The sequence below is a fragment of the Streptococcus sp. 79 genome, assembly GCF_013277425.1.
Classification (GTDB): domain Bacteria; phylum Bacillota; class Bacilli; order Lactobacillales; family Streptococcaceae; genus Streptococcus; species Streptococcus pseudopneumoniae.
In genome coordinates this window covers 1-26,607 of the sequence record NZ_VMMW01000009.1, presented here as the reverse complement: position 1 = coordinate 26,607, position 26,607 = coordinate 1, and the positions used below count along the sequence as shown (strand labels likewise).

General features: G+C 40.9%; 28 protein-coding genes and 1 pseudogene. 8 read left to right on the top strand and 21 right to left on the bottom strand.

Features of this window, described 5'->3' with window-relative positions; translation table 11 throughout:
- Positions 1-6: 6 nt before the first annotated feature.
- The 9 genes from HT729_RS02675 to HT729_RS02635 form a co-directional block, all read right to left on the bottom strand.
- Positions 7-963 (bottom strand): ABC transporter permease, encoded by a 957-nt coding sequence (locus HT729_RS02675; protein WP_023940960.1) that lies wholly within the window; start codon positions 961-963, stop codon positions 7-9.
- Between the two features lie 2 nt (positions 964-965).
- Positions 966-2,024, bottom strand: a complete 1,059-nt coding sequence (locus HT729_RS02670; RefSeq protein WP_172931636.1) for an ABC transporter permease — start codon at positions 2,022-2,024, stop codon at positions 966-968.
- The gene (locus tag HT729_RS02665) at positions 2,017-3,552 is read right to left on the bottom strand and encodes an ABC transporter ATP-binding protein (RefSeq protein WP_000929841.1); all 1,536 of its coding nucleotides are present in this window, start codon (positions 3,550-3,552) and stop codon (positions 2,017-2,019) included. The genes HT729_RS02670 and HT729_RS02665 overlap by 8 nt, the downstream gene beginning before the upstream one ends.
- 143 nt (positions 3,553-3,695) lie before the next feature.
- On the bottom strand, positions 3,696-4,751 hold the full coding sequence (locus HT729_RS02660; RefSeq protein ID WP_023932825.1) for a BMP family protein: 1,056 nt from the start codon (positions 4,749-4,751) through the stop codon (positions 3,696-3,698).
- An 89-nt stretch (positions 4,752-4,840) separates the two neighbouring features.
- Positions 4,841-5,230 (bottom strand): cytidine deaminase, encoded by a 390-nt coding sequence (locus HT729_RS02655; protein WP_000246089.1) that lies wholly within the window; start codon positions 5,228-5,230, stop codon positions 4,841-4,843.
- A complete protein-coding gene (deoC, locus tag HT729_RS02650; protein ID WP_050089587.1) occupies positions 5,217-5,879 on the bottom strand; it encodes a deoxyribose-phosphate aldolase in 663 nt (220 codons plus the stop codon). Before deoC ends, HT729_RS02655 begins: the two co-directional genes overlap by 14 nt.
- Before the next feature lie 19 nt (positions 5,880-5,898).
- Positions 5,899-7,176 carry a pyrimidine-nucleoside phosphorylase gene (locus tag HT729_RS02645; RefSeq protein WP_172931635.1) on the bottom strand — a complete coding sequence of 426 codons (1,278 nt, stop codon included), beginning with the start codon at positions 7,174-7,176 and terminating at the stop codon, positions 5,899-5,901.
- The gene (locus tag HT729_RS02640; protein WP_078137998.1) at positions 7,173-7,763 is read right to left on the bottom strand and encodes a class I SAM-dependent methyltransferase; all 591 of its coding nucleotides are present in this window, start codon (positions 7,761-7,763) and stop codon (positions 7,173-7,175) included. Before HT729_RS02640 ends, HT729_RS02645 begins: the two co-directional genes overlap by 4 nt.
- A gap of 208 nt (positions 7,764-7,971) precedes the next feature.
- Entirely contained in the window at positions 7,972-8,376 is a 405-nt protein-coding gene (locus tag HT729_RS02635; RefSeq protein ID WP_023932819.1) for a hypothetical protein, read from the bottom strand.
- Between the two features lie 199 nt (positions 8,377-8,575).
- Here HT729_RS02635 and coaA point away from each other — a divergent pair, with 199 nt between their 5' ends.
- From coaA to HT729_RS02620, 3 genes are all read left to right on the top strand, one after another.
- Complete coding sequence (gene coaA, locus HT729_RS02630) at positions 8,576-9,496, top strand: type I pantothenate kinase (RefSeq protein ID WP_050089593.1); 921 nt, start codon at positions 8,576-8,578, stop codon at positions 9,494-9,496.
- A 67-nt stretch (positions 9,497-9,563) separates the two neighbouring features.
- Complete coding sequence (gene rpsT, locus HT729_RS02625) at positions 9,564-9,800, top strand: 30S ribosomal protein S20 (protein WP_001274000.1); 237 nt, start codon at positions 9,564-9,566, stop codon at positions 9,798-9,800.
- A gap of 52 nt (positions 9,801-9,852) precedes the next feature.
- A complete protein-coding gene (locus HT729_RS02620) occupies positions 9,853-10,365 on the top strand; it encodes a DNA topology modulation protein (RefSeq protein WP_023932817.1) in 513 nt (170 codons plus the stop codon).
- A gap of 94 nt (positions 10,366-10,459) precedes the next feature.
- On the opposite strand, the gene deoD is transcribed toward HT729_RS02620, so the two are convergent.
- The gene (gene deoD / locus HT729_RS02615) at positions 10,460-11,170 is read right to left on the bottom strand and encodes a purine-nucleoside phosphorylase (protein ID WP_031243322.1); all 711 of its coding nucleotides are present in this window, start codon (positions 11,168-11,170) and stop codon (positions 10,460-10,462) included.
- A gap of 271 nt (positions 11,171-11,441) precedes the next feature.
- Between deoD and HT729_RS02610 the strand changes: the two genes are divergently transcribed.
- Positions 11,442-11,687, top strand: coding sequence for a hypothetical protein (locus tag HT729_RS02610; protein WP_023932813.1), 246 nt, complete (start codon positions 11,442-11,444; stop codon positions 11,685-11,687).
- A 218-nt stretch (positions 11,688-11,905) separates the two neighbouring features.
- On the opposite strand, the gene HT729_RS11895 is transcribed toward HT729_RS02610, so the two are convergent.
- From HT729_RS11895 to HT729_RS02560, 10 genes and pseudogenes are all read right to left on the bottom strand, one after another.
- Positions 11,906-12,250, bottom strand: coding sequence for a hypothetical protein (locus HT729_RS11895; protein WP_240164413.1), 345 nt, complete (start codon positions 12,248-12,250; stop codon positions 11,906-11,908).
- 107 nt (positions 12,251-12,357) lie between these two features.
- The gene (locus tag HT729_RS12345; protein WP_172931634.1) at positions 12,358-15,093 is read right to left on the bottom strand and encodes a thiol-activated cytolysin C-terminal domain-containing protein; all 2,736 of its coding nucleotides are present in this window, start codon (positions 15,091-15,093) and stop codon (positions 12,358-12,360) included.
- A 193-nt stretch (positions 15,094-15,286) separates the two neighbouring features.
- On the bottom strand, positions 15,287-16,096 hold the full coding sequence (locus HT729_RS02595) for a purine-nucleoside phosphorylase (protein ID WP_172931633.1): 810 nt from the start codon (positions 16,094-16,096) through the stop codon (positions 15,287-15,289).
- Positions 16,093-16,653, bottom strand: a complete 561-nt coding sequence (locus HT729_RS02590; protein WP_172931632.1) for a DUF1697 domain-containing protein — start codon at positions 16,651-16,653, stop codon at positions 16,093-16,095. The genes HT729_RS02595 and HT729_RS02590 overlap by 4 nt, the downstream gene beginning before the upstream one ends.
- Before the next feature lies 1 nt (position 16,654).
- Positions 16,655-17,866, bottom strand: coding sequence for a phosphopentomutase (locus tag HT729_RS02585; RefSeq protein ID WP_172931631.1), 1,212 nt, complete (start codon positions 17,864-17,866; stop codon positions 16,655-16,657).
- A 13-nt stretch (positions 17,867-17,879) separates the two neighbouring features.
- A complete protein-coding gene (rpiA, locus tag HT729_RS02580) occupies positions 17,880-18,563 on the bottom strand; it encodes a ribose-5-phosphate isomerase RpiA (RefSeq protein WP_000429303.1) in 684 nt (227 codons plus the stop codon).
- Between the two features lie 281 nt (positions 18,564-18,844).
- A pseudogene (locus tag HT729_RS02575) lies at positions 18,845-19,716 on the bottom strand (NAD(P)H-hydrate dehydratase).
- Between the two features lie 140 nt (positions 19,717-19,856).
- Complete coding sequence (locus HT729_RS02570) at positions 19,857-20,714, bottom strand: bifunctional methylenetetrahydrofolate dehydrogenase/methenyltetrahydrofolate cyclohydrolase (protein ID WP_023932807.1); 858 nt, start codon at positions 20,712-20,714, stop codon at positions 19,857-19,859.
- 153 nt (positions 20,715-20,867) lie between these two features.
- Positions 20,868-21,602, bottom strand: coding sequence for an amino acid ABC transporter ATP-binding protein (locus tag HT729_RS02565; RefSeq protein WP_138701228.1), 735 nt, complete (start codon positions 21,600-21,602; stop codon positions 20,868-20,870).
- The gene (locus HT729_RS02560; protein WP_172931630.1) at positions 21,602-22,285 is read right to left on the bottom strand and encodes an amino acid ABC transporter permease; all 684 of its coding nucleotides are present in this window, start codon (positions 22,283-22,285) and stop codon (positions 21,602-21,604) included. The genes HT729_RS02565 and HT729_RS02560 overlap by 1 nt, the downstream gene beginning before the upstream one ends.
- Positions 22,286-22,475: 190 nt before the next feature.
- Between HT729_RS02560 and HT729_RS02555 the strand changes: the two genes are divergently transcribed.
- The 3 genes from HT729_RS02555 to HT729_RS02545 all read left to right on the top strand — a co-directional run bounded on the left by HT729_RS02555 (position 22,476) and on the right by HT729_RS02545 (position 25,775).
- Positions 22,476-22,706, top strand: coding sequence for a DUF1797 family protein (locus HT729_RS02555; RefSeq protein ID WP_000443574.1), 231 nt, complete (start codon positions 22,476-22,478; stop codon positions 22,704-22,706).
- Between the two features lie 229 nt (positions 22,707-22,935).
- Entirely contained in the window at positions 22,936-25,194 is a 2,259-nt protein-coding gene (locus tag HT729_RS02550) for an ATP-dependent Clp protease ATP-binding subunit (RefSeq protein WP_138706518.1), read from the top strand.
- Between the two features lie 128 nt (positions 25,195-25,322).
- Positions 25,323-25,775 (top strand): NUDIX hydrolase, encoded by a 453-nt coding sequence (locus tag HT729_RS02545; protein WP_050971398.1) that lies wholly within the window; start codon positions 25,323-25,325, stop codon positions 25,773-25,775.
- On the opposite strand, the gene HT729_RS11735 is transcribed toward HT729_RS02545, so the two are convergent.
- Complete coding sequence (locus tag HT729_RS11735) at positions 25,772-25,918, bottom strand: hypothetical protein (protein ID WP_023938216.1); 147 nt, start codon at positions 25,916-25,918, stop codon at positions 25,772-25,774. The two genes, HT729_RS02545 and HT729_RS11735, sit on opposite strands and share 4 nt — an antisense overlap.
- Before the next feature lie 67 nt (positions 25,919-25,985).
- On the opposite strand from HT729_RS11735, the gene HT729_RS02535 reads away from it, so the two are divergent.
- Positions 25,986-26,285, top strand: a complete 300-nt coding sequence (locus HT729_RS02535) for a DUF1827 family protein (protein ID WP_172931629.1) — start codon at positions 25,986-25,988, stop codon at positions 26,283-26,285.
- Positions 26,286-26,607 lie beyond the last annotated feature (322 nt).

Below are 26,607 nucleotides of genomic sequence, written 5' to 3'. Positions count from 1 at the left end.
GTATGCTTATTTTGATTTGATATAATTGATACCATCTGCTTTTGGTGCAACTGCTTTTCCAAAGAAGGCTGCCAAGACAAGAATTGTCAAAACATAAGGTGCAATTTGAAGATAAACCGCAGGAACTCCTTGCAGGAATGGCAATTGAGAACCGATAACAGCCAAACTTTGTGAAAGCCCAAAGAAGAGACTAGATAGCATGGCTCCGATTGGATTCCATTTTCCAAAGATCATCGCAGCAAGGGCGATAAATCCAGGTCCAACAATAGTTGTTACTGAGAAGTTAACTGAGATTGATTGAGCATAAATCGCTCCACCAATTCCACCTAGGAAACCTGAAATAATAACCCCTAAATATCTCATCTTGTAGACATTGATTCCCAAAGTATCCGCTGCTTGAGGATGCTCACCGACAGAGCGAAGACGAAGACCAAAGCGGGTCTTGAAGAGGATAAACCAAGCAAGGAATGAGAAGGCAATGGCCAAATAACCAAGTAGACTAGTTGACTTGAAGAAAATATCACCGATAACTGGGATATTTGCCAAGACTGGGAAATCAAAGCGTCCAAAAGTCTGACTTAGGTTGTCGGTTTGTCCTTTGTTATAAAGAACTTTAACCAAGAAAACAGCCAAGGCAGGCGCCATCAAGTTCAATACCGTACCGCTGACAACATGGTCTGCACGGAAATGCACCGTCGCAGCTGCGTGAATGATAGAAAAGATTCCCCCTACCAATCCTGCTACAAGCAAGGATAGCCATGGAGTTGCTGCTCCAAATTGTTCCGCAAATTCAAGGTTAAAGACAACTCCAGAAAAGGCACCCATAACCATAATTCCTTCAAGGCCGACGTTTACCACACCTCCACGTTCAGAGAAAACACCACCGATACTTGTAAAGATGAGGGGTGCTGAGTAAATCAGCATAGAAGACACCAAGAGGGTGAGCAAGGTTGTAATCGACATCTTTACTTACCTCCTTTAACTTGTTTTTTCGGTTTGACAAAGCGTTCGATAAGATAATGAACACTGACAAAGAAGATAATAGAAGCTGTTACAATGCTGACAAGCTCAGATGGTACCTGCGCCGCATTCATACCAGGAGCTCCAACTTGGAGAACACCAAACAGAAAGGCTGCAAAGAGAATACCAATTGGTGAGTTGGCCGCAAGCAGACTAACCGCTATCCCGTTAAATCCAACAGCCAATGACGCCCCCTGAACATAGACATTCTGGAAGGTTCCAAGTCCTTCAACAGCTCCACCAAGACCAGCCAAGGCACCTGAAATAATCATTGAGAGGATAATCGTTCTTTTTGCAGAAATACCAGCATATTCTGAAGCATGTGGATTAAGACCAACCGCACGAATTTCAAAACCAAGGGTTGTTTTCTTGAGCATAAACCAAATGACTGCAACGGCAATGAGAGCAAAGAAAATACCAATATTCATCCGTGAGTTACCAGTCAATTCAGATAACCAAGGTGTCTGATAGGTTGCATTAGCCCCGACACGAATGGTCGAATCTGTACTTTGCATGAATTCTTTAGGGAAGGCATGAATAAAGGCATTCCCTACATACAAGACAATGTAGTTCATCATGATGGTGACGATAACCTCTGACGTCCCTAGATAAGCTCTAAGAATACCCGGAATCGCTCCGACAATCCCACCAGCAATCAAGGCAATCACGATGGTTGCTAGAATCATCAAGGGACGGGGCATAGCTGGATGCGACAGGGCAAACCAACCACTTAAAATCCAACCTGCCAAAGCCTGACCAGGAAGCCCAACGTTAAAGAAACCTGCACGACTGGCAACAGCAAATCCAAGACCAATCAAGACCAAAGGCCCCATTGCACGGAAGATTTCTCCAATCCCACGCAGGCTACCAAAGGCTGTATAGAACAATTCTTCGTAGCCCCAAATAGCATCATAGCCGAAGATCCACATGACAATGGCTCCAAGTAAAATTCCAAGGAAGACAGAGATCAAGGGAACCGAAATTTGTTGTAATTTTTTAGACATCACTCTTCTCCTTTCCCAAGTTTCCACCAGCCATCAAGACACCAAGTTCTTGTTTATTGGTTGTTTCTGGTGACACAATACCTTGAATCTTACCATCATGAATAACGGCAATACGGTCTGAGACGTTTAAAATCTCATCCAATTCAAAGCTGACAACTAGAACAGCCTTACCATTATCACGCTCTTCAATCAAGCGCTTGTGGATATATTCAATGGCACCGACATCCAACCCACGAGTTGGCTGGCTGACGATAAGGAGATCAGGATCACGATCAATTTCACGAGCAATAATTGCTTTTTGTTGATTTCCTCCTGAAAGTGCAGCTGCAGGAACAAATTCACTGGCAGCACGAACATCAAATTCTTCCATTAGCTTTTTAGCATAAGAAGTAATATTTGAATAGTTCAAAATTCCATTTTTACTATGTGGTTCTTTGTAGTAGGTTTGAAGGGCAATATTTTCAGAAATCATCATCTCTAAAATCAAACCATCACGGTGACGGTCTTCTGGAACGTGCCCAACACTTAGCTCTGTAATTTGTCGTGGATGCAAGCCTACAATTGAATCTCCTTTTAGCTCAATGCTACCAGATTCAACCTTGCGAAGACCTGTGATGGCTTGAATCAGTTCAGACTGACCATTTCCATCAATCCCCGCAATTCCAACAATCTCTCCAGCACGAACATCCAAGGACAGATTTTTCACAGCTGGGACACCGCGGTTTTCATTGACCACCAAGTCTGTAATAGACAAGACCACTTCTTTTGGTTGAGAGGCTTGTTTCTCCGTTTTAAAGGAAACAGAACGTCCCACCATCATTTCTGCCAAATCAGCATTGGTAGCCCCTGCAATTTCGACGGTTTCAATTGATTTCCCACGACGGATAACTGTAACGCGGTCAGAAACTGCGCGAATCTCGTCCAACTTGTGGGTGATCAAGATAATTGATTTTCCTTCTTTGACAAGATTTTTCATAATAGCCATCAACTCATCAATTTCTGATGGAGTCAAAACAGCCGTTGGTTCGTCAAAGATAAGGATATCAGCCCCCCGATAAAGGGTTTTTAAAATTTCTACACGTTGTTGGGCTCCGACTGAGATGTCTGCTACCTTGGCAGAAGGGTCAACAGCTAAGCCATAACGTTCAGAAAGAGCCTTGATTTCTTTGCTAGCTCCAGCAATATCTAGTACACCATTTTTAGTCAATTCACTTCCTAAAATGATGTTTTCAGCCACCGTGAAAGCTTCTACCAACATAAAGTGCTGGTGAACCATTCCGATTCCCAAGCCAGCTGCTTTAGATGGTGAATCGAGATTGACAACTTGACCGTTGACCGCGATTTCACCACTAGTTGGTTCAAGAAGTCCTGCTAACATGTTCATGAGCGTGGACTTTCCAGCCCCATTTTCTCCTAAAAGTGCATGAATTTCACCTTTTCGTAGGTGCAGGTTGATGTTGTCGTTGGCAACAAATTCACCAAACACCTTGGTAATATCACGCATCTCAATGACATTTTCGTGTGCCATGTGCTCTTCCTTTCAGAGTCTTATTTTATTTCAATAAAACTTGCTATTTTATCTAGTAGCAAGCTTTACTGAGACAAAATGACTTTGTCTCAACTCTTAAAAAAGCGGCCGAGGGCCGCTTCCTAAGAAATGACTTCCATCCATTATTTTGCAGGAACTTTTACGCTTCCATCAAGGATTTTAGCTTTAGCATCTTCGACAGCTTTTTTACCTTCTTCTGAAAGGTTTGTTACTGCCAAGTCAACCCCTTTATCTTTCAATGAGTAAACGATCACTTGACCGCCAGGGAATTCACCTTTTTCTGCCTTGTTAGAAATATCTTTTACAGTTGTACCAACTTGTTTCAAAGTAGATACAAGAACAAAGTTTGATTCTTTACCATCTTTAGAAGTGTATTTTCCTTCTGCTTCTTGGTCACGGTCAACACCGATAACCCAAACTTTTTCATTTTCAGGACGACTTTCGTTAAGTGATTTTGCTTCTGCAAAGACACCTGCACCTGTACCACCAGCTACTTGGTAAACAACGTCTGCACCAGCTGCGTATTGTGCTGCTGCAATTGTTTTACCTTTGGCATTATCACCAAATGAACCAGCATAGTCAACTTGTACTTTGATAGATGAATCTACTGAGGCAACACCTGCCTTGAAACCAGCTTCAAAACGAGAGATAACTTCTGACTCAATGCCACCTACAAAACCAACTTGTTTTGTCTTAGTTGTTTTAGCTGCTGCAACACCTGCAAGGTAAGCAGATTCATTATCAGCAAATGTTACGCTCACAACATTATTCTTTTGGTCTTTAATCACATCATCAATCAAGACATAGTTCAAGTCAGAGTGCTCTTTTGCTGCTTCTTCAACTGCATTGTGAAGGGCAAAACCAACACCAAAGATTAGGTTATAGCTTCCAGCCGCTTGTTGCAAGTTGTTAGCGTAGTCAGCTTCACTTGTTGATTGGAAGTAAGTGAAACCGTTATCTTTTGAAAGATTGTGTTCTTTACCCCAAGCCTGCAAACCTTCCCAAGCTGATTGGTTGAATGATTTGTCATCAACACCACCAGTATCAGTGACGATTGCTGCTTTTGTCTTCACATCAGAAGATGAATCTGCCTTACGAGAAGAGCGATTACCACATGCAGCAAGTCCAACTGCTGCCACTGCTACTAGGCCAAGACCTAGCCATTGTTTCTTGTTCATTACTGAACCTCCTAAATAAGATGTGCAACGATGTTGCAAGTATGGATTGGTTGGCCACAAGGACCGTGCCACTCAAAGAGCGACTCAGACTAATTTAAGTCTGTAAAAGAATATGGAAGTAATTCCCCGACCGTCATCTCGACCGTCGATTTATCTTTTGCGACTAAGGTCACTTTTAGATCTTGTTCAAAAAATTCGACCATTACTTGGCGACAAGCACCACATGGTGAGATTGGTTTTTCAGTTTGACCATAAACAATCAGCTCTGAAAATTCTCTTTGTCCTTCAGATACAGCCTTAAAAATGGCTGTTCTCTCACCGCAATTGGTCAAAGGATAGCTAGCATTTTCGATATTCACTCCCGTGTAAACACTTCCGTCTTTGGCTACTAAAACTGCTCCGATAGGAAAGTGAGAATAGGGGACATAGGCATGTTTGCTGGTTTCAATTGCCAGTTCAATCAACTCAGTAGTCGCCATCTGCCAATTCTCCTTTTAAAATGGCTACTCCAGCTGACGTTCCAATACGAGTCGCCCCTGCTTCAACAAAGGCAAGAGCATCCTCATAAGAACGAGCTCCACCAGCAGCCTTGACACCCATATCAGGTCCAACTGTTTCACGCATCAATTGAACATCTGCTATCGTAGCGCCACCAGTTGAAAAGCCAGTTGAAGTTTTTACGAAGTCAGCTCCAGCTTTTTGGGATAATTGGCAAGCCACAACCTTTTCATCGTCAGTCAACAAGCACGCTTCAATAATGACTTTCACTAACTTGTCACCACTTGCTTCCACTACTGCACGAATATCTGACTCTACCAAGGCTAAATTATCTGACTTGAGAGCTCCAACATTGATTACCATGTCAATCTCGTCAGCCCCATTTTGGATAGCTTCTTTTGTTTCAAATGCTTTCACAGCTGAAGTGGTTGCTCCCAAAGGGAAACCTACTACTGTACAGACCTTGACATCTGTGCCTTCAAGCCCTTTTTTAGCATATTTAACCCAGGTCGGATTGACGCAAACACTGGCAAAATCATACTCTCTAGCCTCAGACAACAAACAATCAATTTGATTTTCTGTTGCATCTTGTTTTAAAAGCGTATGATCGATATATTTATTTAATTTCATATTCGGATTCTCCTGCGGTTTATGAGATAATTTCTATGATTTCTCGTAAACTTTGCACCCTATCATTTATTTTAACATATTTTTGAAAATCTGTAACTAGCTGAGGAGAAATTTTTCCATTTGTGTATACTTTTGCAACAATTTCTCCCTTTTGAACGGAATCTCCAACTTTCTTTTCAAAAACAATTCCTGTTTCATAGTCCAAATCATCAGTCTTGACTGCACGGCCTGCCCCCAGTCTCATAGCATAAAGCCCAAATTCCATAGCTGGAAGAGCTGAAATGACACCCGTTTCCTGAGCAGGAATTTCCACCACATGGGCAACATTGACAGGACGGTAGAGGTCTTCCAAGTCCCCACCTTGGGCTTGAACCATCTCCTCAAACTTAGCCAGCGCTTGGCCATTTTCAAGATGTTGTAGAACTTCTTCAACTGTTTTATTTATATTTGCCAAACCAAGCATAATTTGAGCCAATTCACAGATAAAGTGGGTAATATCCTGACGTCCTTGACCTTGTAAAATCTCCAATGCTTCAAGGATTTCCAGACGATTTCCAATCGCTCGTCCCAAGGGCTGGCTCATATCCGTAATCACCGCTACTGTCTTCCGGCCAACAGCCTTACCAAGTTCCACCATGGTTTGAGCCAACTCACGCGCCTCATCAACCGTCTTCATGAAGGCGCCCTCACCGACAGTTACGTCTAGCAAAATAGCATCCGCTCCTGCCGCGATTTTCTTGCTCATCACCGAACTCGCAATCAAAGGAATCGTGTCGACAGTTGCGGTCACATCACGGAGGGCGTAGAGAAGTTTATCTGCTTTAACCAGCTGGTCTGATTGCCCAATGACAGATACACCAATATCCTGAACCTGACGAATAAAATCCTCTTGACTGCGCTCGACTTGATAGCCTTTAATGGACTCCAATTTATCAATTGTCCCACCAGTATGACCAAGGCCACGACCACTCATTTTTGCCACAGGCACACCAAAGCTAGCAACAAGAGGAGCTAAAATCAAGGTTACCTTATCGCCGACACCACCAGTAGAATGCTTGTCAACTTTCACACCATCAATGGCAGACAGGTCAAACTCTTGCCCTGTCTTGACCATCTTCATGGTCAAATCAGATATTTCTCGAGTCGTCATTCCTTTAAAATAAACAGCCATAGCAAAGGCAGACATCTGATAATCAGGAACAGTTCCTGATACATAGCCTTCTATCAGCCATTCAATTTCACTTGAAGTCAGTTCTTGACCGTCTCGTTTTTTTTGGATTAAATCAACTGCTCTCATTCTTTCACACTTCTAAGGATATAGTATCCCTTATCTTTTTTAAGGATTTCACAATTGCCAAACACATCTTCCATCTTAGACTTGGCACTTGGAGCCCCTTGTTTTTTCTGGATGACGATGGTCAAATCTCCACCAATTTCCAAGAAATCTTTACTTTTCTCGATAATTTCATGAACGACTTTTTTTCCAGCACGAATAGGGGGATTGGAAATGACATGTTCAAATTTCCCTTCAACTTGTTCATAGATGTTGGACTGGAAAATCGTCGCTTCTACTTTATTTCGTTCAGCATTTTGTCGCGCCAAACCCAAGGCACGATTATTGATATCGACCATGGTCGCCTGAACGCCGTAAACCTTGACTAAGGACAAACCCAAAGGTCCATAACCACAGCCAACATCAAGGACTGTCTCTCCTTGGTTGACCTCCAGACACTTGAGCAAGAGTTGACTTCCAAAGTCAATCATTTTCTTGCTAAAAACACCCGCATCCGTTAAAAAGGTCATTTTTTCTCCCAACAAGTCCACTCTCAACTCATGAATGTCGTGAGCAGCGTCAGGATTTTCTGCATAGTACATTTTATTCATAACCCTATTCTATCATATTTTGGATCGAATTGTAAATCGTTTACATATCCAGAATAAAACAAAAAGATTGAAGGAAGGTGCGTTACAATAGCTCCCCTTCAATCTCTTTCAACTTTTATAAGCAACTTGTATTTCATCTAGGACTACAGCTATCATTGTCATGATAAAACAACAAATTTATTGTCTATAATCAAGCGCATTTTTATTACTATTGCTTAACCTTCAGATACTTAATTATCAACAAAATTCCCAACAAAATATTTAGATAAAAGCCCAATTGATACGTTTGTGTCAGGATTTCCAAACTTGTCCAAAGTCGTATCAAATCTTCTAGTGACATGCGGAAGAAATAACCCTCTGTCGCAATCCATAGAACTAAAAAGAAATAACTACCAGCAGCAAGCCATTTCGTCCACCGTTTTTTTAGGAAGAAAGCAATCAAAAGCGAACAGATAAAGACAGCTGTTACAATGGCATGTTCCATCAAAAAAGTAAAACCGTAATAGATTTCCACAAAGCGTCTACCATTATCCGCATTGACTCCTTTTATAAAAGGTAAGGCAAAACTTAAAATAAAACAGAGTTCCAATAGGTAACGTTTCAAGATTTTCATAGTACACCTCCTATAAGTTATAAACCCCAAAGCCCCCTTTATAGCTGATAAGTCAGTAGAAAGCAGCTCCTACTTCATCAATAAATTGTTCATCCTCTATCTACTTATATTATATACTATTGACTTACCACATTCAAGAAACCGCTTTATTTTTTTAACTTTTTATGGTATGATAGACAAAATATCTAGGGGAAAACAAATGACCAACGAATTTTTACATTTTGAAAAAATCAGTCGCCAGACTTGGCAATCTTTACATCGAAAGACGACACCTCCTTTGACAGAAGAGGAATTAGAATCCATCAAGAGTTTTAATGACCAGATTAGCTTGCAGGATGTTACCGATGTCTATCTCCCCCTAGCCCATCTCATCCAGATTTACAAGCGTACCAAGGATGATTTGGCCTTTTCAAAAGGGATTTTCCTTCAACGTGAAAGCAAATCCCAGCCTTTTATCATTGGGGTTTCTGGGAGTGTTGCCGTTGGAAAATCCACAACCAGTCGCCTACTTCAAATCCTACTGTCCCGTACACTTACAGATGCTACGGTTGAGTTGGTAACAACTGACGGCTTTCTCTATCCCAACCAGACCTTGATTGAACAAGGGATTCTAAATCGTAAGGGATTTCCTGAAAGCTATGATATGGAAGCTCTTCTCAACTTCTTAGACTGCATCAAAAATGGACAAGATGTGGATATTCCTGTCTATTCTCATGAAGTCTACGACATCGTACCTGAGGAAAAGCAAAGCGTCAAAGCTGCTGATTTTGTCATTGTTGAGGGAATAAATGTCTTTCAAAATCCACAAAACGAGCGTCTCTACATTACTGACTTCTTTGACTTTTCCATCTATGTTGATGCTGCAGTCGATGACATCGAGAGTTGGTATCTGGACCGTTTCTTGAAGATGCTGAGCCTAGCCCAAAACGACCCTGATAGCTACTATTATCGTTTTACTCAGATGCCGATTGGGGAAGTGGAGTCCTTTGCCCATCAGGTCTGGACCAGTATCAATCTCACAAATCTACAAAATTATATTGAACCAACCAGAAATCGTGCGGAAGTGATTCTTCATAAAAGCAAGAACCATGAAATCGATGAAATTTACTTAAAAAAGTAATTTTCCCTTGTCAAAACGTAAGTTTTCAGATATAATGGTATAGTTAGTAAATATGGAGGTAAGAACATTGGCAAACATTAAATCAGCTATCAAACGCGCTGAATTGAACGTTAAACAAAACGAAAAGAACTCAGCTCAAAAATCAGCTATGCGTACTGCTATCAAAGCTTTCGAAGCAAACCCATCTGAAGAACTTTTCCGTGCTGCTAGCTCAGCTATCGATAAAGCAGAAACTAAAGGTTTGATTCACAAAAACAAAGCAAGCCGCGACAAAGCTCGTCTTTCAGCTAAACTTGCTAAATAAGAAACAGTCCATAGAGGCTGTTTTTTTGTCCTCAAATAGGAAAAGGTAGAAAATGAAAATCGCTATTATCGGATATTCTGGTGCTGGTAAGTCAACTCTAGCCGAAAAGTTGTCTCACTGCTACTCCATCCCAAAACTACACATGGACACACTCCAATTTCAACCCGATTGGCAAGACAGTGATCGCGAATGGATGTTGACAGAGATGAAAAACTTTCTCACCAAGCATGAAGCTTGGGTCATCGATGGTAATTATTCTTGGTGTTTCTATGAGGAAAGAATGCAGGAAGCTGACCAGATCATCTTTTTAAACTTCTCTGCTTGGAATTGTTTGCTAAGAGCCTTTAAGCGCTATTTAAAATACAGAGGAAAAGTGAGAGAAAGCATGGCTAAGGGATGCCCCGAGCAATTCAACTGGGAATTTATTCGTTGGATTCTCTGGGATGGTCGAACAAAAAATGCTAAGGATAGATACCAATATTTAAACAATACTTACCCAGAAAAGATGCGTATTCTCCATTCTCAAGCAGAGATTGATTGTTTTTTGCAATCTCTTAAAAAATAGACGGTAGAGCAACATTTCATTAAGGTCACAGTATGAACTGAATGACTAAAAAAGGAAGATTTTCATCCAGAAAGTCTTCCTTTTGTGTTCTCTTTTATTCAGCAATCAAGGTTTCTAGACCAACCTTCATCATATCTGTGAAGGTATTTTGGCGTTCTTCTGCAGTTGTGTCTTCGTCTGGATTGACCAAACTATCAGATATGGTCATGATAGCAAGCGCATCAACATGGTGCTGAGCAGCCAGATAGTAAAGAGCTGCTGCTTCCATTTCCACAGCCTTGACCCCCCATTTACCAAGCTCAATGTTCTTTTCAAAGTAGTTTGAATAAAAGACATCAGATGACAAAACGTTCCCAACGTGGGTTGTCATACCGAGATTTTTGGCAATATGATAAGCCTTATCAAGCAAATCAAAGCTAGCGATTTGTGGGAAATCATACTGTGGCCAGTCATTACGGACGATGTTTGAGTTAGTTGCAGCTGCCTGAGCCAAAACCAATTCACGGACGTGAACATCTTCATTCAAAGAACCTGCTGTTCCCACACGGATCAATTTTTTCACACCGTAGTCAACAATCAACTCACGCGCATAAATCGAAATAGATGGCATTCCCATCCCTGTTCCCATGACAGATACACGGTGCCCCTTGTAAGTACCAGTGTAACCAAACATGTTACGCACTTCGTTAAAACAAACAGCATCTTCAAGGAAATTCTCCGCAATAAACTTAGCACGAAGAGGATCCCCAGGAAGAAGAATTTTATCAGCAATTTCACCCTGCTGAGCAGCAATATGGATAGACATAGTTAAGATATAAAGGGCGACAGAGAACAAAGTAAAAATAGGAAACTGACGACGCATCGCAGATGCTAGACAGTTTATCTTTTTTACACAGTTCTCCGCCCGTATTCAGTTCAATGAATACAGTTAACCCATCCTTTCTTTTATTGTTATGAAAAGTTTTCCGCTCGTGTTCAAATCAGAACACACGCTCTACCTTTCTTTATTTTATATTGAGAAAGATACCAAACCCGTCAAAAAGCAAAGGGAAAATAGGAGTTAGGTGCAGTGAGCGATGCTCGCTAGACCAACTATCTTTTTCCCACTGCTTTTAGGGTGGGTTCAATTCCTTTCTTTCTTAATTTTGATGATATTGAGAAGATTAGAACGGCTTCAATTCAAACCCGAACTCCCTTTCTCTTCTGATTTTTTAGAAAAGTTTTCCGCTCGTGTTCAAATCAAAACACATGCTCTACCTTTCTTTTTTATATTTTATATTGAGAAAGATACCAAACTCGTTAAAAAGCCAAAGGGAAAATAGGAGTGGGGCGCAGTGAGCGATGCTCGCTAGACCAACTATCTTTTCCCACTGCTTTTATGATGGGTTCAATTCCTTTCTTAATTTTGATAATATTGAGAAGAGTAGATCGGATTCAATTCAAACCCGAACTCCCCTTCCTTTCTAAGTTTTTCCGCTCATGTTCAAATTAGAACACGCGCTCTACCTTTCTGTTTATACTCTTTGAAAATCTCTTCAAATCACGTCAACGTCGCCTTGCCGTAGGTATGGTTACTGACTTCGTCAGTTCTATCCACAACCTCAAAACAGTGTTTTGAGCTGACTTCGTCAGTTCTATCCACAACCTCAAAACAGTGTTTTGAGCTGACTTCGTCAGTTCTATCCACAACCTCAAAACAGTGTTTTGAGCTGACTTCGTCAGTTCTATCCACAACCTCAAAACAGTGTTTTGAGCTGACTTCGTCAGTTTTATCCACAACCTCAAAACAGTGTTTTGAGCTGACTTCGTCAGTTCTATTTACAACCTCAAAGCAGTGCTTTGAGCAGCCTGTGGCTAGTTTCCTAGTTTGCTCTTTGATTTTCATTGAGTATTAATTTTGTTCTCTCACAGATAGCTACCTGAGTCCTATTCGAGCTCAGGTAGTACTTCTCTTATAAACTAAATCATCTCATTCTTGAATAGTAGGATTTTTTACAAGACATCGTCATCAGAAATCTTAGAATTTAATGTTGTCCCCCAATGGGTAATTTTACGGTGGGGTTGAGCTAAAATTGGTCTGTTTTCATAGATTGTTTGCCATCTATTCCATAGTAGACCTGTCTTTTTCTCAATCTTAATTCGCAGATTTCTCATATTTTCTTTGATTGGGAGGTTGAGGACAAATCCTGCAGTCTGGTTGCGACCGTTTCCTTCCCAAGAACGACTACGAACAACTTGGTTTCCATCTTTATCTACTGTAACTTCTTCCCAAGTTATAGAGTAGCGAGCAATGTAAGCTCCACTATGTTGAATTGTCAATGTTTTATCTTTGGCAGGAGTCTGACTGATTGGTTGAACTGGCTTAGAAATTTGTGTCGCTGTCTCACCATTCGTAGCGATAAAGCGGAAAACTTCTACTTCTGCAAGACTGAGGGCTTGATTGTTCTTACGTAGTTGCACACGAACACGGCGTCCCAATTTCCCATTTAATTGAACATCCAAGCTCGTTCCGTCAAGTTTAGAAACATACTGTCTAGCAACTTCTGTTCCTTTTTCATCATATAAAATCACATCAAAGTCTGACAGACGTTTAGAAAGCTCTCCATCCCCACGGTTATGAAGGCGAACAAGCCCAACCTGTTCCGTACGACCTAAATCAACTTCCCACCAAGGCTGGTTTTCAAATTTTGTATGGGTAATTGATTGCTGGCTATAACTACTATTGGTATTGCCATCCAAGGCACGACTAGCATCTCCACCAAAATCAGTAGAACTTTGCTTGGCTTGTTTTTTCCAAGCGATATTCTCAGCACGATATACTTGGACTTCTGCAAGACTGAGGGCATTATAGCCTTCTAGCTCAATTCGAACATAGCGCGCTTTTTTATGGTTAATCGCAATTTGTGCTGACACATCTTTAAGAGATGTTATGCGTTTTCTCTCAATTTCTTTACCAGAACTGTCTAAAAGAATGACATCAAAGTTTGCCAATCTATCCTGGGCAGTGTCTGTGCGGTTGTAAATATTGATTTGGCGAATGGTTTCTTCTTTAGCCAAATCTACTTGCCACCAAGGTTTAGATTGGAAGCTGGTATGAGTGACAGAATTGTGACCATAGTTACCATCAACTTTGCCATCCACAGCTCTTCTAGCATCTCCTCCGAAAGCTGTCGAACTTTGAGTAACCTGTTTCCCTAAGTCAATATTTTCCATTGGTTCAGCGCTTGGTTGACTAGCAGATTGAGGCAGAGCCTGTTTCTTAAAGAAGCGCACTTTATCCAATTTCGGATCACGATAACCATGTTTATCCAAGGTAGCTCGTTTACCAATATTAAAGTTAGGAATATCATTCATTCGACTTTCAAAATAGCCACGAGAACGGTGTTTAAAGCGTGAATTACCTGTAAATGTAACAATATCACGATCATTATGAATCAAGGGAGTCACAACATTATCATTATCAACCACATAATGCTTAATTTTTCCACTAACAGCTAGTTTACGGCTTTCCAAACCAACATCCCAGAAACCATTCTTAGCATTCCAAACCGTTCTGGAAGTAATCACTTTAGGAGCACTGAAAGTCGTCACTTTCCGTAATACATGGTTATAAAAATCAGGATATTTTTGGTAAGCTTCAACCGCTGCAATCTGAGCTAGGTAGCCTCCAAGAGAATGACCTGTCATATACAACTTGGTAATACTTGTATCCTTGGCTAATTCCCCAACAACCTTGCGGATATCATCCGCTTGAGCTGGTTTATTTCCCCCTAACAAAACAAAATCTGCACTTAAATCTTTCGCGTCATTCCGTCTTGTTCCACGAATAGCCAACATGTGCACCGTTCCATCTTTGAGATAAGGAAGGTCGCTCTTGGTCTCAAATAAGAAAGCATCCAAGCCACTCTCTGTATGGTAGGCTTTTTTCATCTTCCAGAAAGGAGCCAATTCATTGTGCATGAGTTTGTATTCTTGACGGTCAAGATAGAGACTCGGGAAAGGATTCTTATGATCTAAAATTTTCTCAATATAATCATCATCTCGATAGGCTAACTCCATAAAGAGAAGAGCATCTCGATCTGTAACATACCATTGTTTCTTATTATCATCTTCCCTATCTGCTAATCCGTCTCCATCACTATCTGCCAGTAATGGATGACTGTTATATCCTAAATATTCCTTACCATCTTTACGATAAACATAAAGTTCATCCTTATTTTTGATACCATCCTGATCGTCATCACCTTCTAAATCAAGGACTTTTTCACCATAAAGAGAATTGTCAAGCAAATCATTTTCTGAGTGCAGTTCTCCTTTTGAGATTTTCAAAAGATCTTCTGCTGTCACAGGACGAGAAGTTGTAGACTCATCCTTTACATTTTCCTCTTTATTCACTTCTTCAGAAACTAGAGCAGGCTCTGTTTTATGGGATTCCAGCTTTTCTTCTTCCTTCTGATTTTTAAGGACTTCTTTTGTTTCCGGAGCTGGTTGGATAACTGCCACTCTTTCCTCTATGAGAGGCGTTTCCTGTTTTTTATCAGTATTTTCTAGTTTTGTCGGACTATCCGTTGCATTTACTACTAGAGGACTTTCATTTTTCACAACTGGACTTCCTTCATTGGCAGAAATTCCTGTCGGTGCTAAAAAAACAAAGCCAACTGCAACAGATACAACTCCGATACTTAATTTTTTTATGCCAAAACGCATCATTCGTTGACCGATTTTCATTCTTTTCTAACTTTCTTTTATTTTCCCCTATTTACCAATAATTGATAAATAAGCATGTGATAAATTTTTACTAAAGATATAGTAGTTGATTGGATTTTTGTTCATTTTTTAATCACAACAAACCTAATCTTCTCTACTAAATGTGATGAGAACTGAAACTTTCATTTCTAATCTAATGCCATCACCAATTTTTTTACAATTCAGCAAGAATTGCTTTCAGCAAGCCTTTGAAGTCACCTTTAACACGTTCTGTTACTTCCACAACTTCTTCGTGGTTGAGTTCTTCCTGGAAGCCAGCAGCATGGTTAGTAATACATGAAATTCCTAGAACTTTCAAGCCTGAGTGGGCTGCAACAATAACTTCAGGAACAGTCGACATACCAACTGCATCTGCTCCCAATGTCTTATAGGCACGAATTTCTGCTGGGGTTTCATAAGTCGGACCAGTAACGCCGATATAGACACCTTCATCAAGCTTGATACCAAGTTTTTTAGCCACTTCATGTGCAGTAGCACGGTATTCTGGTGTGTAGGCCTTAGACATATCTGGGAAACGAGGACCAAAGTCATCCAAGTTTTCACCCATCAATGGGTTTTGACCTGTCATGTTGATATGGTCTGAGATAGCCATCAAAGTACCAGGCCCATATCCAATACCACCAGCAGCATTGGTTACAATAACACCTTCACATCCAAGAACTTTCATGACACGTACTGGGAAAGTCACGACTTCCAGAGGGTTTCCTTCGTAGAAATGGAAACGTCCTTGAAGAGCCAAAACCTTACGACCTGCAAGTTCCCCATATACTAATTTACCAGCGTGACCAACTACTGTTGAACGGCCCCAGTTTGGAATCTCAGCATAGTCTACTACAACTGGATTTTCGATTTCTTCTGCCAATTCTCCAAGTCCTGACCCAAGGATTAGACCGAACTCAGGGGCTGAAATTCCCTTTTCTTTCAGGAAAGTAGCAGTTTCATGGATTTTGTTTAAAAATGTCATTGTGTGTCTCCTTTATTATTTTTTAACATTTGACCAATTTTGTCAAAGGTTTTAGCATTACGAATAGTAATGTGGCGGTAGAAAGGCATCTTGAGCAAGTACTTATGATAGGCAGTTGCATAGTAGGATTCCTCTGAGAATTTCCCCCAGAAAATACCAAGTTTTCCAAAATGAACGACTTCATCTTCCAGTTCCAAACTGTTCACTTTCTTGATGACTTGAGCCACATCCAAGCCCTCCGTGTAAAAGAGGACATCCTTTCGTGCCAAATCTTTACTCCACCATTTAGGTAGATTTTCAAGTTCCGCTTCATAGTCTTCATGACTCAGCAAGGAAAAGCTCTGAATAAATGGATAATGGATTTCAAAGAAAGACTCTAACTTTTCAACCAATTGGGCTTTGGGATCTGTCGAAGTAAAGAAAATATTGCCACTGTTGATGTAGGTTTCAACCTTTCCCAGTCCCAACTCTGTCAGTTCTTGACGAAGTTGCGCCATGACAACCTTATTCTTCCCACCGACATTAATGCCCCTAACCAGTAAAGCATAGCGCGTCATCTTACACCAATTTATCTAAGAAACTTTCCCCAATCATGGCAGTTTCAACACCAAAGTTATCGGCAATAGTCGCTGAGATATCTGCAAAATGTCCAACTGGAATGACACCATTTCCCTTAAAGCTAGGGCTGTAAGCTAAAAGTGGAATATATTCACGAGTATGGTCTGTTCCTGCATAAGTTGGGTCATTTCCATGGTCAGCAGTAATCAAGAGAAGGTCGTTCTCCCTCATGGCTGCGATAATTTCAGGCAAGCGTTCATCAAACTCGTGCAAGCAATCACGATAACCGTGAGCATTACGACGGTGGCCGTAAAGAGCATCAAAGTCAACTAAGTTTGTGAAGGAGAATCCTTTTTCAAACTCAGCAAGGCCCATGGTCTTCAATAGTGTATCAATTCCATGGCTGTTTGACTTGTTGTGGCCCATGTCATGGTTGATACCAGCACCGTTAAAGATATCGTTGATTTTACCAACAGCGTAAGTATCGATACCTGCTTCATTCAATTTATCCAAAACAGTTGGTGCAAATGGAGAAACGGCTAAGTCACGACGGTTGGCTGTACGAGTGAAGTTACCTGGTTCACCTACATAAGGGCGAGCAATGATACGACCTAGAAGGGCAGGGCGCTCAAGGGTGATCGAACGAGCGTATTCACAGATACGACACAATTCGTCCAAAGGAATAATGTCTTCGTGGGCAGCAATTTGCAAAACAGGGTCAGCTGAAGTATAGATAATCAACTCTCCAGTTTCCATCTGACGTGGTCCAAAATCATCGATAACAGCTGTACCTGAGTAAGGTTTGTTGGCTTCACGAATGACCTTGCGTCCTGAGAATTCTTCGATTTTTGTCAAGATTTCTTCTGGGAATCCATTCCAGAAAGTATCGAAAGGTTCTGTAATGTTAAGGCCCATGATTTCCCAGTGTCCAGTCATGGTATCCTTACCAAGAGATACTTCTTCCAATTTTGTTGCATAACCTGTTGGATTGCTTTCCGCCGGTACAGTCTTAAGAGGAGTTTCACGAGGAATATTTCCAAGACCTATTTTAGCCATGTTTGGGACATTCAAACCAACTGTTTTTGAAATGTGTCCCAGTGTGTCAGAAGCTCCATCTGGAACCCCTGCATTGACAAAGTTATTAGCATCTGGTGCTGCACCGATTCCTACAGAATCCAGTACCACCAAATGAATACGATTAAATTTAGACATCTTATGCCCCCTTCTATTTTCCTTTTTTTGAAGTTGAAATCTGAACTCCATCTCGTCCAGCAACGATTACCTTATCCACCATTTGGTTGAATAAACCATGCTCCACAACACCAACGACATGGTCCAATTCTTGTCCAAAAGCAATTGGATTTTCAATGACATCCAAGGCGAGGTCAATGATAAAATTCTGCATATCCGTCACAAAACGTTGGCCGTCTTTTTCACGGAAACTTGGTTTGTAGCCAGCTCGCTCAAAACGACGAAAGACCTGTTCTGCGCCATACTGAACCACTTCTACTGGCAATTTAAAAGCACCTAGTTTTTCGACCAGCTTGCTTTCATCCACCACCCAAATGTATTCTTTTGATGGTGTTGCGACCACCTTTTCCATGAGAAGGGCACCACCACCGCCTTTGATTCCGTTAAACTGACTATCCACTTCATCCGCGCCATCAACCGTCACATCGACAAAGTCTACTTGGTCAATAGACTTGAGCGGGATATTAAGGCCTTCTGCCTGTTTAGTGGTCACACTAGAAGTTGTTACAGCTGTAATCTGCAATCCTTCTTCCTTGATACGACGACCGATTTCTTCTACAAAATAATAGGCAGTCGAGCCTGTTCCAAGTCCAACGACCATTCCATCGCTCACGAACTCAGCAGCCTTGATACCTGCCATTTTCTTCAGATTTTCCACCGATTTACCTCCATCATTCTCAGTTCTTATTCTACTATGAAATCGCTTTTTATTCAAGTAAAAAGATCAAATTTACATTTTTTATCATTCTTTCTTTGAAAACATGCATTTTATTTTTATAAAACGAATAAAAATGAATTTATCTTTTATGTATTTGCTTTGTTCATCTCTTTCCAGTTCCAAAAACAAGACCTTAACTTTGATACGTCTAGTTTAGCATTAAAGCAGGCGCATTTCAAGAATCATAAATTAAGAGAAGGAAGTGGGTTTATCTATCTATTTTAAACAAGTTTATCTTTGCTTACCCTCTCTTGTTGACAAATAATTTTCATTACTTTAGGAATACAATTACTAATCTCCGTTGGCAAAACCACATACTGTTCTTGAGCTAGTTCTTGGGCAATAGCTGAATGAAGATGGGTCGCTACCGTCACACATTCGTAGAGACTGGCCTGTCGGAATTGGCCTGCAAATCCTGCAATCATTCCAGCGATAGTATCTCCCATTCCCCAGTCGCCTGATAGGGACCACCAACCTGTAACTGGTAATAATCAGATTGGCTAGCTTGCCAAATACGAGTAGCCGGACCTTTCTCCACCAAAATTGTTCCTTGAGGAAATGAAGTCAGGGCACTAGCTGTTGCATCTTCCTTTTGCTTTTCAATAGCAATACCAGACAGCTTTTCCCATTCTTTTTGGTGGGGAGTTAGGATAAGCTGGTTAGACGGAAACGACAAACTTGTCCTAGCAAGAATGGTCAGGGCACCACCATCTACAATCAAAATCTGATTCTGTTTTAAGCTAGCAAAGACCTGTTTGACTAGATCTTCTCCAAAAGCATCGTCTCCTAAACCAGGCCCCAGCAAGACAACTTCTGCCTTCTCCAACTGCTCTTTTAACAATTGCTTGTCTTGAAGAGAAAAGGCCATAGCCTCAGGTAAATGGCTATGCAGAGCTGGAATATTTTCTCTATCTGTTCCAACGGTCACCAATCCTGCACCGCTTTTTACAGCTGCCAAAGCAGCCATGATGATGGCACCTCCATAAGGATAAGTACCACCAAGCAGCAGTAGACGACCGTAGTCTCCTTTATGACTTGTACGAGAACGTTCAATAATAACTTTTTCTAGTAAAGTTTGATCAATCACTTTCATCCTTTTTTCCTCTCGCTTTTATTATACAACAAAAAGGAGGCGCAGACCTCCTTTTGTAATCTTATATCTAAAATTTAATACTCATTTCTGCCATTTCAGATATAGCTATAGAAAATACACTCTCTTCAGCGATTTTTCTCTTATTTTCTATCCAATGTCCGAAGTGCTGCCTGATAAGTTTGCTCCATTAGCATGGTAATGGTCATAGGGCCTACACCTCCAGGAACTGGTGTGATGTGGCTAGCAAGTGGGGCAACTGCCTCATAGTCAACATCTCCACAGAGCTTCCCATTTTCATCGCGGTTCATACCGACATCAATGACAACCGCACCTGGTTTGACAAAGTCAGCAGTCACAAACTTAGCACGACCGATTGCGACCACCAGAATATCTGCTTTAGCAGCCACCTTGGCAAGATTATGGGTGCGTGAATGGGTCAAGGTTACTGTTGCATTCTTGGACAAAAGAAGCTGGGCCATGGGTTTTCCAACAATGTTTGAACGACCGATGACGACCGCATTTTTACCTTCCAAATCAATCCCATATTCATGGAACATTTCCATAATCCCTGCAGGTGTTGATGGAATCATGACTGGATGACCAGACCAGAGACGCCCCATGTTTAAGGGATGGAACCCATCCACATCCTTTTCTGGATCAATAGACAATAGAACCGCCTCTTCATCGATATGTTTTGGTAATGGCAACTGAACCAAAATCCCATGCCAAGCTGGATCCTGATTGTATTTAGCAATCAGGTCTAACAATTCCTCTTGAGTAATGGTCTCTGGAACTCGCACTACTTCGCTACGGAAACCAGCCGCAAGAGCTGACCTCTCCTTGTTGCGAACGTAGACTTGGCTGGCTGGATTATCCCCAACCAAAATCACTACCAAACCAGGTACTAGACCTGTTTCTTCCTTTAATTTTGCAGTCTTTTCAGCCAATTGCCCCTGCAATTTGACCGCTAAAGCTTTCCCATCAATGATCTGTGTCATATCACTTCTCTTTTCTTTCAAATATCTTCCATTATAGCAAAAACTGCCTGCACCCCCTAACACTTATTTCCTAGGCTATCCTATAGTTTCAAACTATAAGAAAAAGCTCTGGTTGAGCTTTTCACTAATCTTGTCTTGAAATTTTAAAATAGATTATAAAACCTTACTCAAGAAGTCTTTAGTCCGTTGTTCTTGGGTTTGTTCAAAAATCTGTTCAGGTATTCCGTCTTCAACAACCACACCGTCTGCCATAAAGATGACATGATCTGCCACCTCACGGGCAAATCCCATCTCATGTGTTACGATAACCATGGTCATTCCTGACTTGGCTAGATCTTGCATAACAGCCAATACCTCACCCACCATTTCAGGATCCAAGGCTGAAGTTGGCTCGTCAAAGAGTAAAACATCTGGTTCCATAGCCAACCCACGCGCGATAGCAATCCGTTGCTGCTGCCCACCTGACAAACTCTGTGGATAAGCGTCTGCCTTATCCGGCAAACCAACTTTTTCCAACAGCTCTTGAGCTCTCTTCTCAGCAACTGCCTTGCTTTCACCTTTGGTCTTGATAGGTGACAAGGTAATATTTTCCATCACAGTCATATTAGGAAAGAGATTAAATTGTTGGAAAACCATGCCCATCTTCTCACGCATGGCAAAGAGGTCATTCTTCTTGTCCGTAATATCGACTCCCTCAAAGATAACCTTCCCCTTGGTTGCTTCCTCCAACAAATTCATAGAGCGAAGCAAGGTAGATTTCCCGCTCCCCGAAGGACCGATGATAACGACAACTTCTCCTCTTTTAATCTCGAGGTTGATGCCCTTCAATACTTCATTCTTTCCAAAAGATTTATGTAAATTTTCAATTTTTATCAAGATTTCTGTCATTATTTCTTATCTCCTTGTCCCATATGTTTTTCAAAAGCTTTCAAGGCTACTGTCAGAATAGAGGTCATAATCAAGTAGTAAAATGCTGCAAATAAAAGTGGTGTTAAAGGTAGATAGGTTGTTGTAGAAACTGTTGTAGCCCCATTCCACAACTCCATGACCCCAATAGCTGATAAGAGGGAGCTGTCCTTGATAATGGTGATAAATTCGTTCCCCAATGCTGGCAAGATATTTTTGACTGCTTGTGGCAAAATCACATAACGCATCGCATTTTTAGGACGAATCCCTAAAGAATAGGCCGCCTCTAACTGCCCCTTAGGAACCGCATTAATCCCAGCACGAACAGTCTCAGAAACATAAGCACCACTGTTCATAGAAATAATCAAAATCCCTGGAATCAGACGAGAAAGATCAACACCCAAAATCCCAACCTGAATAGTCGGAGCATTGATGTGCATAAGAGCAAAGGTAATCATAATCTGAACCATCATCGGTGTCCCACGGAAAATCCAAACGTACAAGTTGGCCAGCCAAACAAGCGGTTTAAACTTTGAACGTTGCCCAAAAGCCAAGACAACCCCCAAAATGGTTCCCAAAATGACAACACAGATAGAAATAAGAACCGTCACAACAGCCCCATAGTTAAAATAAGGTAAATACTTAGGTAAAAAAGAAAAATTCATAGTCACACTGCTTTCTAAAATAGAATACTGTATGATTATAACGTATATTGAATTAAAATTCAAATCTTTTATCCAATTTATTTAAAAATCTTTAAACTAGCAGAATTAGCGAGAAATCTTAGTTTTTTTCTAGTCAAGTTGGCCTCCTTTATGGTAAAATAGTAACGATAAGAAATGAAGGAGAATCAAAATGGAATCACATTTGGTTAGAATCATCAACCGCCTTGAAGCAATGGCAAACGATGGCGGAAATTTAAAACGTAATTTTGAACGTGAAGGAGTTGTTGTTGCAGAAGTTGCGTACAGCCACGACGAAGAAAACGGCTCAATCTTTACCCTTCGTGACGTAGAAGCTCGCGAAACGTATACGTTTGATAGCATTGACTTAATTGCAATGGAGATTTACGAACTTCTCTACTAATCTAAAACAAGCTGGGATTGTCCCTGCATGTCTAACCAAAATCCTTTTTGTCTCACAAATAGGATTTTTTTATAGTCCAAATTCACAAAAATTTTCATTGTAACAACTTTTCAAAGCTGCAATCTTTTTACTTGCTTTACACCCCAATCCTGTTATAATGAGAGTATAGGAATTTGACTATTTTTGACCTTTAAACAGATCAGGATAAAGAAAGAAATGAGGTAGATGTATGCTTTGTCAAAACTGTAAAATCAACGACTCAACAATTCATCTTTACACCAATCTCAATGGAAAACAAAAACAAATTGACCTCTGTCAAAACTGCTACAAGATTATCAAAACAGATCCTAACAATAGCCTCTTCAAAGGTATGACGGATCTGAACAATCGTGACTTCGATCCCTTTGGTGATTTTTTCAATGACCTAAACAATTTCAGACCTTCTAGCAATACTCCTCCTATTCCCCCAACCCAATCAGGTGGAGGTTACGGTGGAAACGGCGGTTATGGTTCCCAAAATCGTGGTTCTGCTCAAACTCCACCAGCAAGCCAAGAAAAAGGCCTGCTGGAAGAATTTGGTATCAACGTAACTGAGATTGCCCGTCGTGGAGACATTGACCCCGTTATTGGGCGCGACAATGAGATTATCCGTGTCATCGAGATTCTCAATCGTAGAACCAAGAATAATCCTGTTCTTATCGGTGAACCGGGTGTCGGAAAAACGGCCGTTGTCGAAGGTCTAGCTCAGAAAATCGTTGATGGCGATGTTCCACATAAACTCCAAGGTAAACAAGTCATCCGTCTGGATGTGGTTAGCTTGGTGCAAGGAACGGGGATCCGTGGACAATTTGAAGAACGCATGCAAAAACTCATGGAAGAAATTCGCAAACGTGAGGACATCATCCTCTTTATCGATGAAATCCATGAAATTGTCGGTGCTGGTTCTGCGAGTGATGGTAATATGGACGCAGGAAATATCCTCAAGCCAGCCCTTGCTCGTGGGGAACTGCAACTGGTCGGCGCTACTACCCTCAATGAATACCGTATCATTGAAAAGGATGCTGCCCTCGAGCGTCGTATGCAGCCTGTCAAGGTTGATGAACCAACGGTGGAAGAAACAATCACTATCCTCAAAGGGATTCAAAAGAAATACGAAGACTACCACCACGTTCAATATACCGATGCTGCAATTGAAGCAGCTGCAACTCTTTCCAATCGTTACATCCAAGATCGCTTCTTACCTGACAAGGCCATTGACCTCCTAGATGAAGCTGGTTCTAAGATGAATTTGACCTTGAATTTTGTAGACCCTAAAGTCATTGATCAGCGCTTGATTGAGGCTGAAAATCTCAAGTCTCAAGCTACACGAGAAGAAGATTTTGAAAAAGCCGCCTACTTCCGTGACCAGATTGCCAAATATAAGGAAATGCAAAAGAAAAAGGTCACAGACCAGGATACTCCAATCATCAGTGAAAAAACCATTGAGCATATTATTGAGCAGAAAACCAACATCCCTGTTGGTGATTTAAAAGAGAAAGAACAATCTCAACTCATCCATCTAGCCGAAGATCTCAAGTCTCATATTATTGGCCAAGATGATGCAGTCGATAAGATTGCTAAGGCTATTCGCCGTAATCGTGTCGGTCTTGGTACGCCTAACCGTCCAATTGGAAGCTTCCTCTTTGTCGGACCAACTGGGGTCGGTAAGACAGAACTTTCCAAACAATTAGCTATCGAACTCTTTGGTTCTGCTGATAGTATGATTCGCTTTGATATGAGTGAATACATGGAAAAACACAGTGTGGCTAAGTTGGTCGGCGCTCCTCCAGGTTATGTTGGCTATGATGAGGCTGGTCAATTAACTGAAAAAGTTCGCCGCAATCCATATTCTCTCATCCTTCTCGATGAAGTGGAAAAAGCTCACCCAGATGTTATGCACATGTTTCTACAAGTCTTGGACGATGGTCGTTTGACAGATGGGCAAGGACGGACCGTTAGCTTCAAGGATGCCATCATTATCATGACCTCAAATGCAGGTACAGGTAAGTCTGAAGCCAACGTTGGATTTGGGGCTACTAGAGAAGGACGTACCAACTCTGTTCTCGGTGAACTCGGCAACTTCTTTAGCCCAGAGTTTATGAACCGTTTTGATGGCATTATCGAATTTAAGGCTCTCAGCAAGGATAATCTCCTTCAGATTGTCGAGCTCATGCTAGCAGATGTTAACAAGCGCCTCTCTAGCAACAACATTCATTTGGATGTAACTGACAAGGTCAAGGAAAAGCTGGTTGACCTAGGTTATGATCCAAAAATGGGAGCACGCCCACTTCGTCGGACTATTCAAGACTATATTGAGGACGCAATCACTGACTACTACCTTGAAAATCCAAGCGAAAAAGACCTCAAAGCAGTTCTGACTAGCAAGGGAAACATTCAAATTAAGTCTGCCAAAAAAGTTGAAGTAAAAACTTATGAAAAAGAAGTATAAATCCTATAGAAAAGGAGTAGAAAATGAAAATTTTCTGCTCTTTTTACTAAAATAACTATAAGTTCTTGACAGCTCTGCCTTTGTCCATTATGATAATAATAAAGATACTAGATAATGAGGAAAATGCAATGGCAAACCCAACTTTCGGAGAAAAAAAAGCAAATACAGACTATGTTGCACGCTATGGAGTGTATGCAGTTATCCCTGACGCTAAACAAAAACAAATTGTTCTTGTTCAAGCACCTAATGGCGCTTGGTTCCTACCAGGTGGCGAAATTGAAGCAGGTGAAAATCATCAGGAAGCCCTAAAGCGTGAATTGATTGAAGAGCTTGGTTTCACAGCTGAAATTGGTACCTATTATGGACAGGCTGATGAATACTTCTACTCTCGTCATCGTGATACCTACTACTACAATCCTGCCCACCTCTATGAAGCGACTTCTTTCAAAGAAGTGCAAAATCCACTAGAAGACTTTAATCATATTGCCTGGTTCCCTATTGACGAGGCTATCCAAAATCTTAAACGTGGTAGCCATAAATGGGCCATCCAATCTTGGAAAAAACAGCATAAGATTGACTAATACTCTTCGAAAATCTCTTCAAACCACGTCAGCGTCGCCTGACCGTAGATATGGTCACTGACTTCGTCAGTCTTATCTACAACCTCAAAACTGTGTTTTGAGCAACCTGCGGCTAGCTTCCTAGTTCGCTCTTTGATTTTCATTGAGTATAAATCAAGCGACTTTATTCAAAAAGTGCTATAATAGAATTAGAAAATCGGAGGAAATATTATGAAGCTTATCAATACGACAAACTCACACTCGCAACTTGTAAAAAATCAGCTAGAAAGTACCGATGCAACCCTTGTTGAGGTTTATTCTGCAGGGAATACAGATGTTATTTTTACCCAAGCGCCGCTTCACTATGAAATCCTCATCTCAAACAAACACCGTGCTATTCGTGAGCCTGAAATCGAAACCATTCAAGAATTTTTCTTGAAACGTAAAATTGATAAGGACTCTATTGATGAAGCCAATATCAAGACACTCTACTCAGAGAAATTGATTGGAATTTCAATCCCAATCCAGTGAGGAAATTGAGTAAAAACTCTACTTGAGCGAAAGTCCAATAAGTCTTCCCACAATAAAACGCATAGTATTGAGGTACACTGTACACTCGCTATTATGCGTTTTTATATAGTAGATTGAAACTATAATAGTACACCTCTACTTCTAAAACATTGTTAGAAATCGATTTGACTGTCCTGATCGATTTGTCCTATTCTTATTTCATTTTATAGTCATTTAGTTTTAAAAAGCATTCCAAACATTCAAAAATAGTTGGGACTTCCCTTAATAAATCTGTTCCTTTCTTTTTCAAGATAGCCCAAGCTTACTCAATAGGATTCAAATC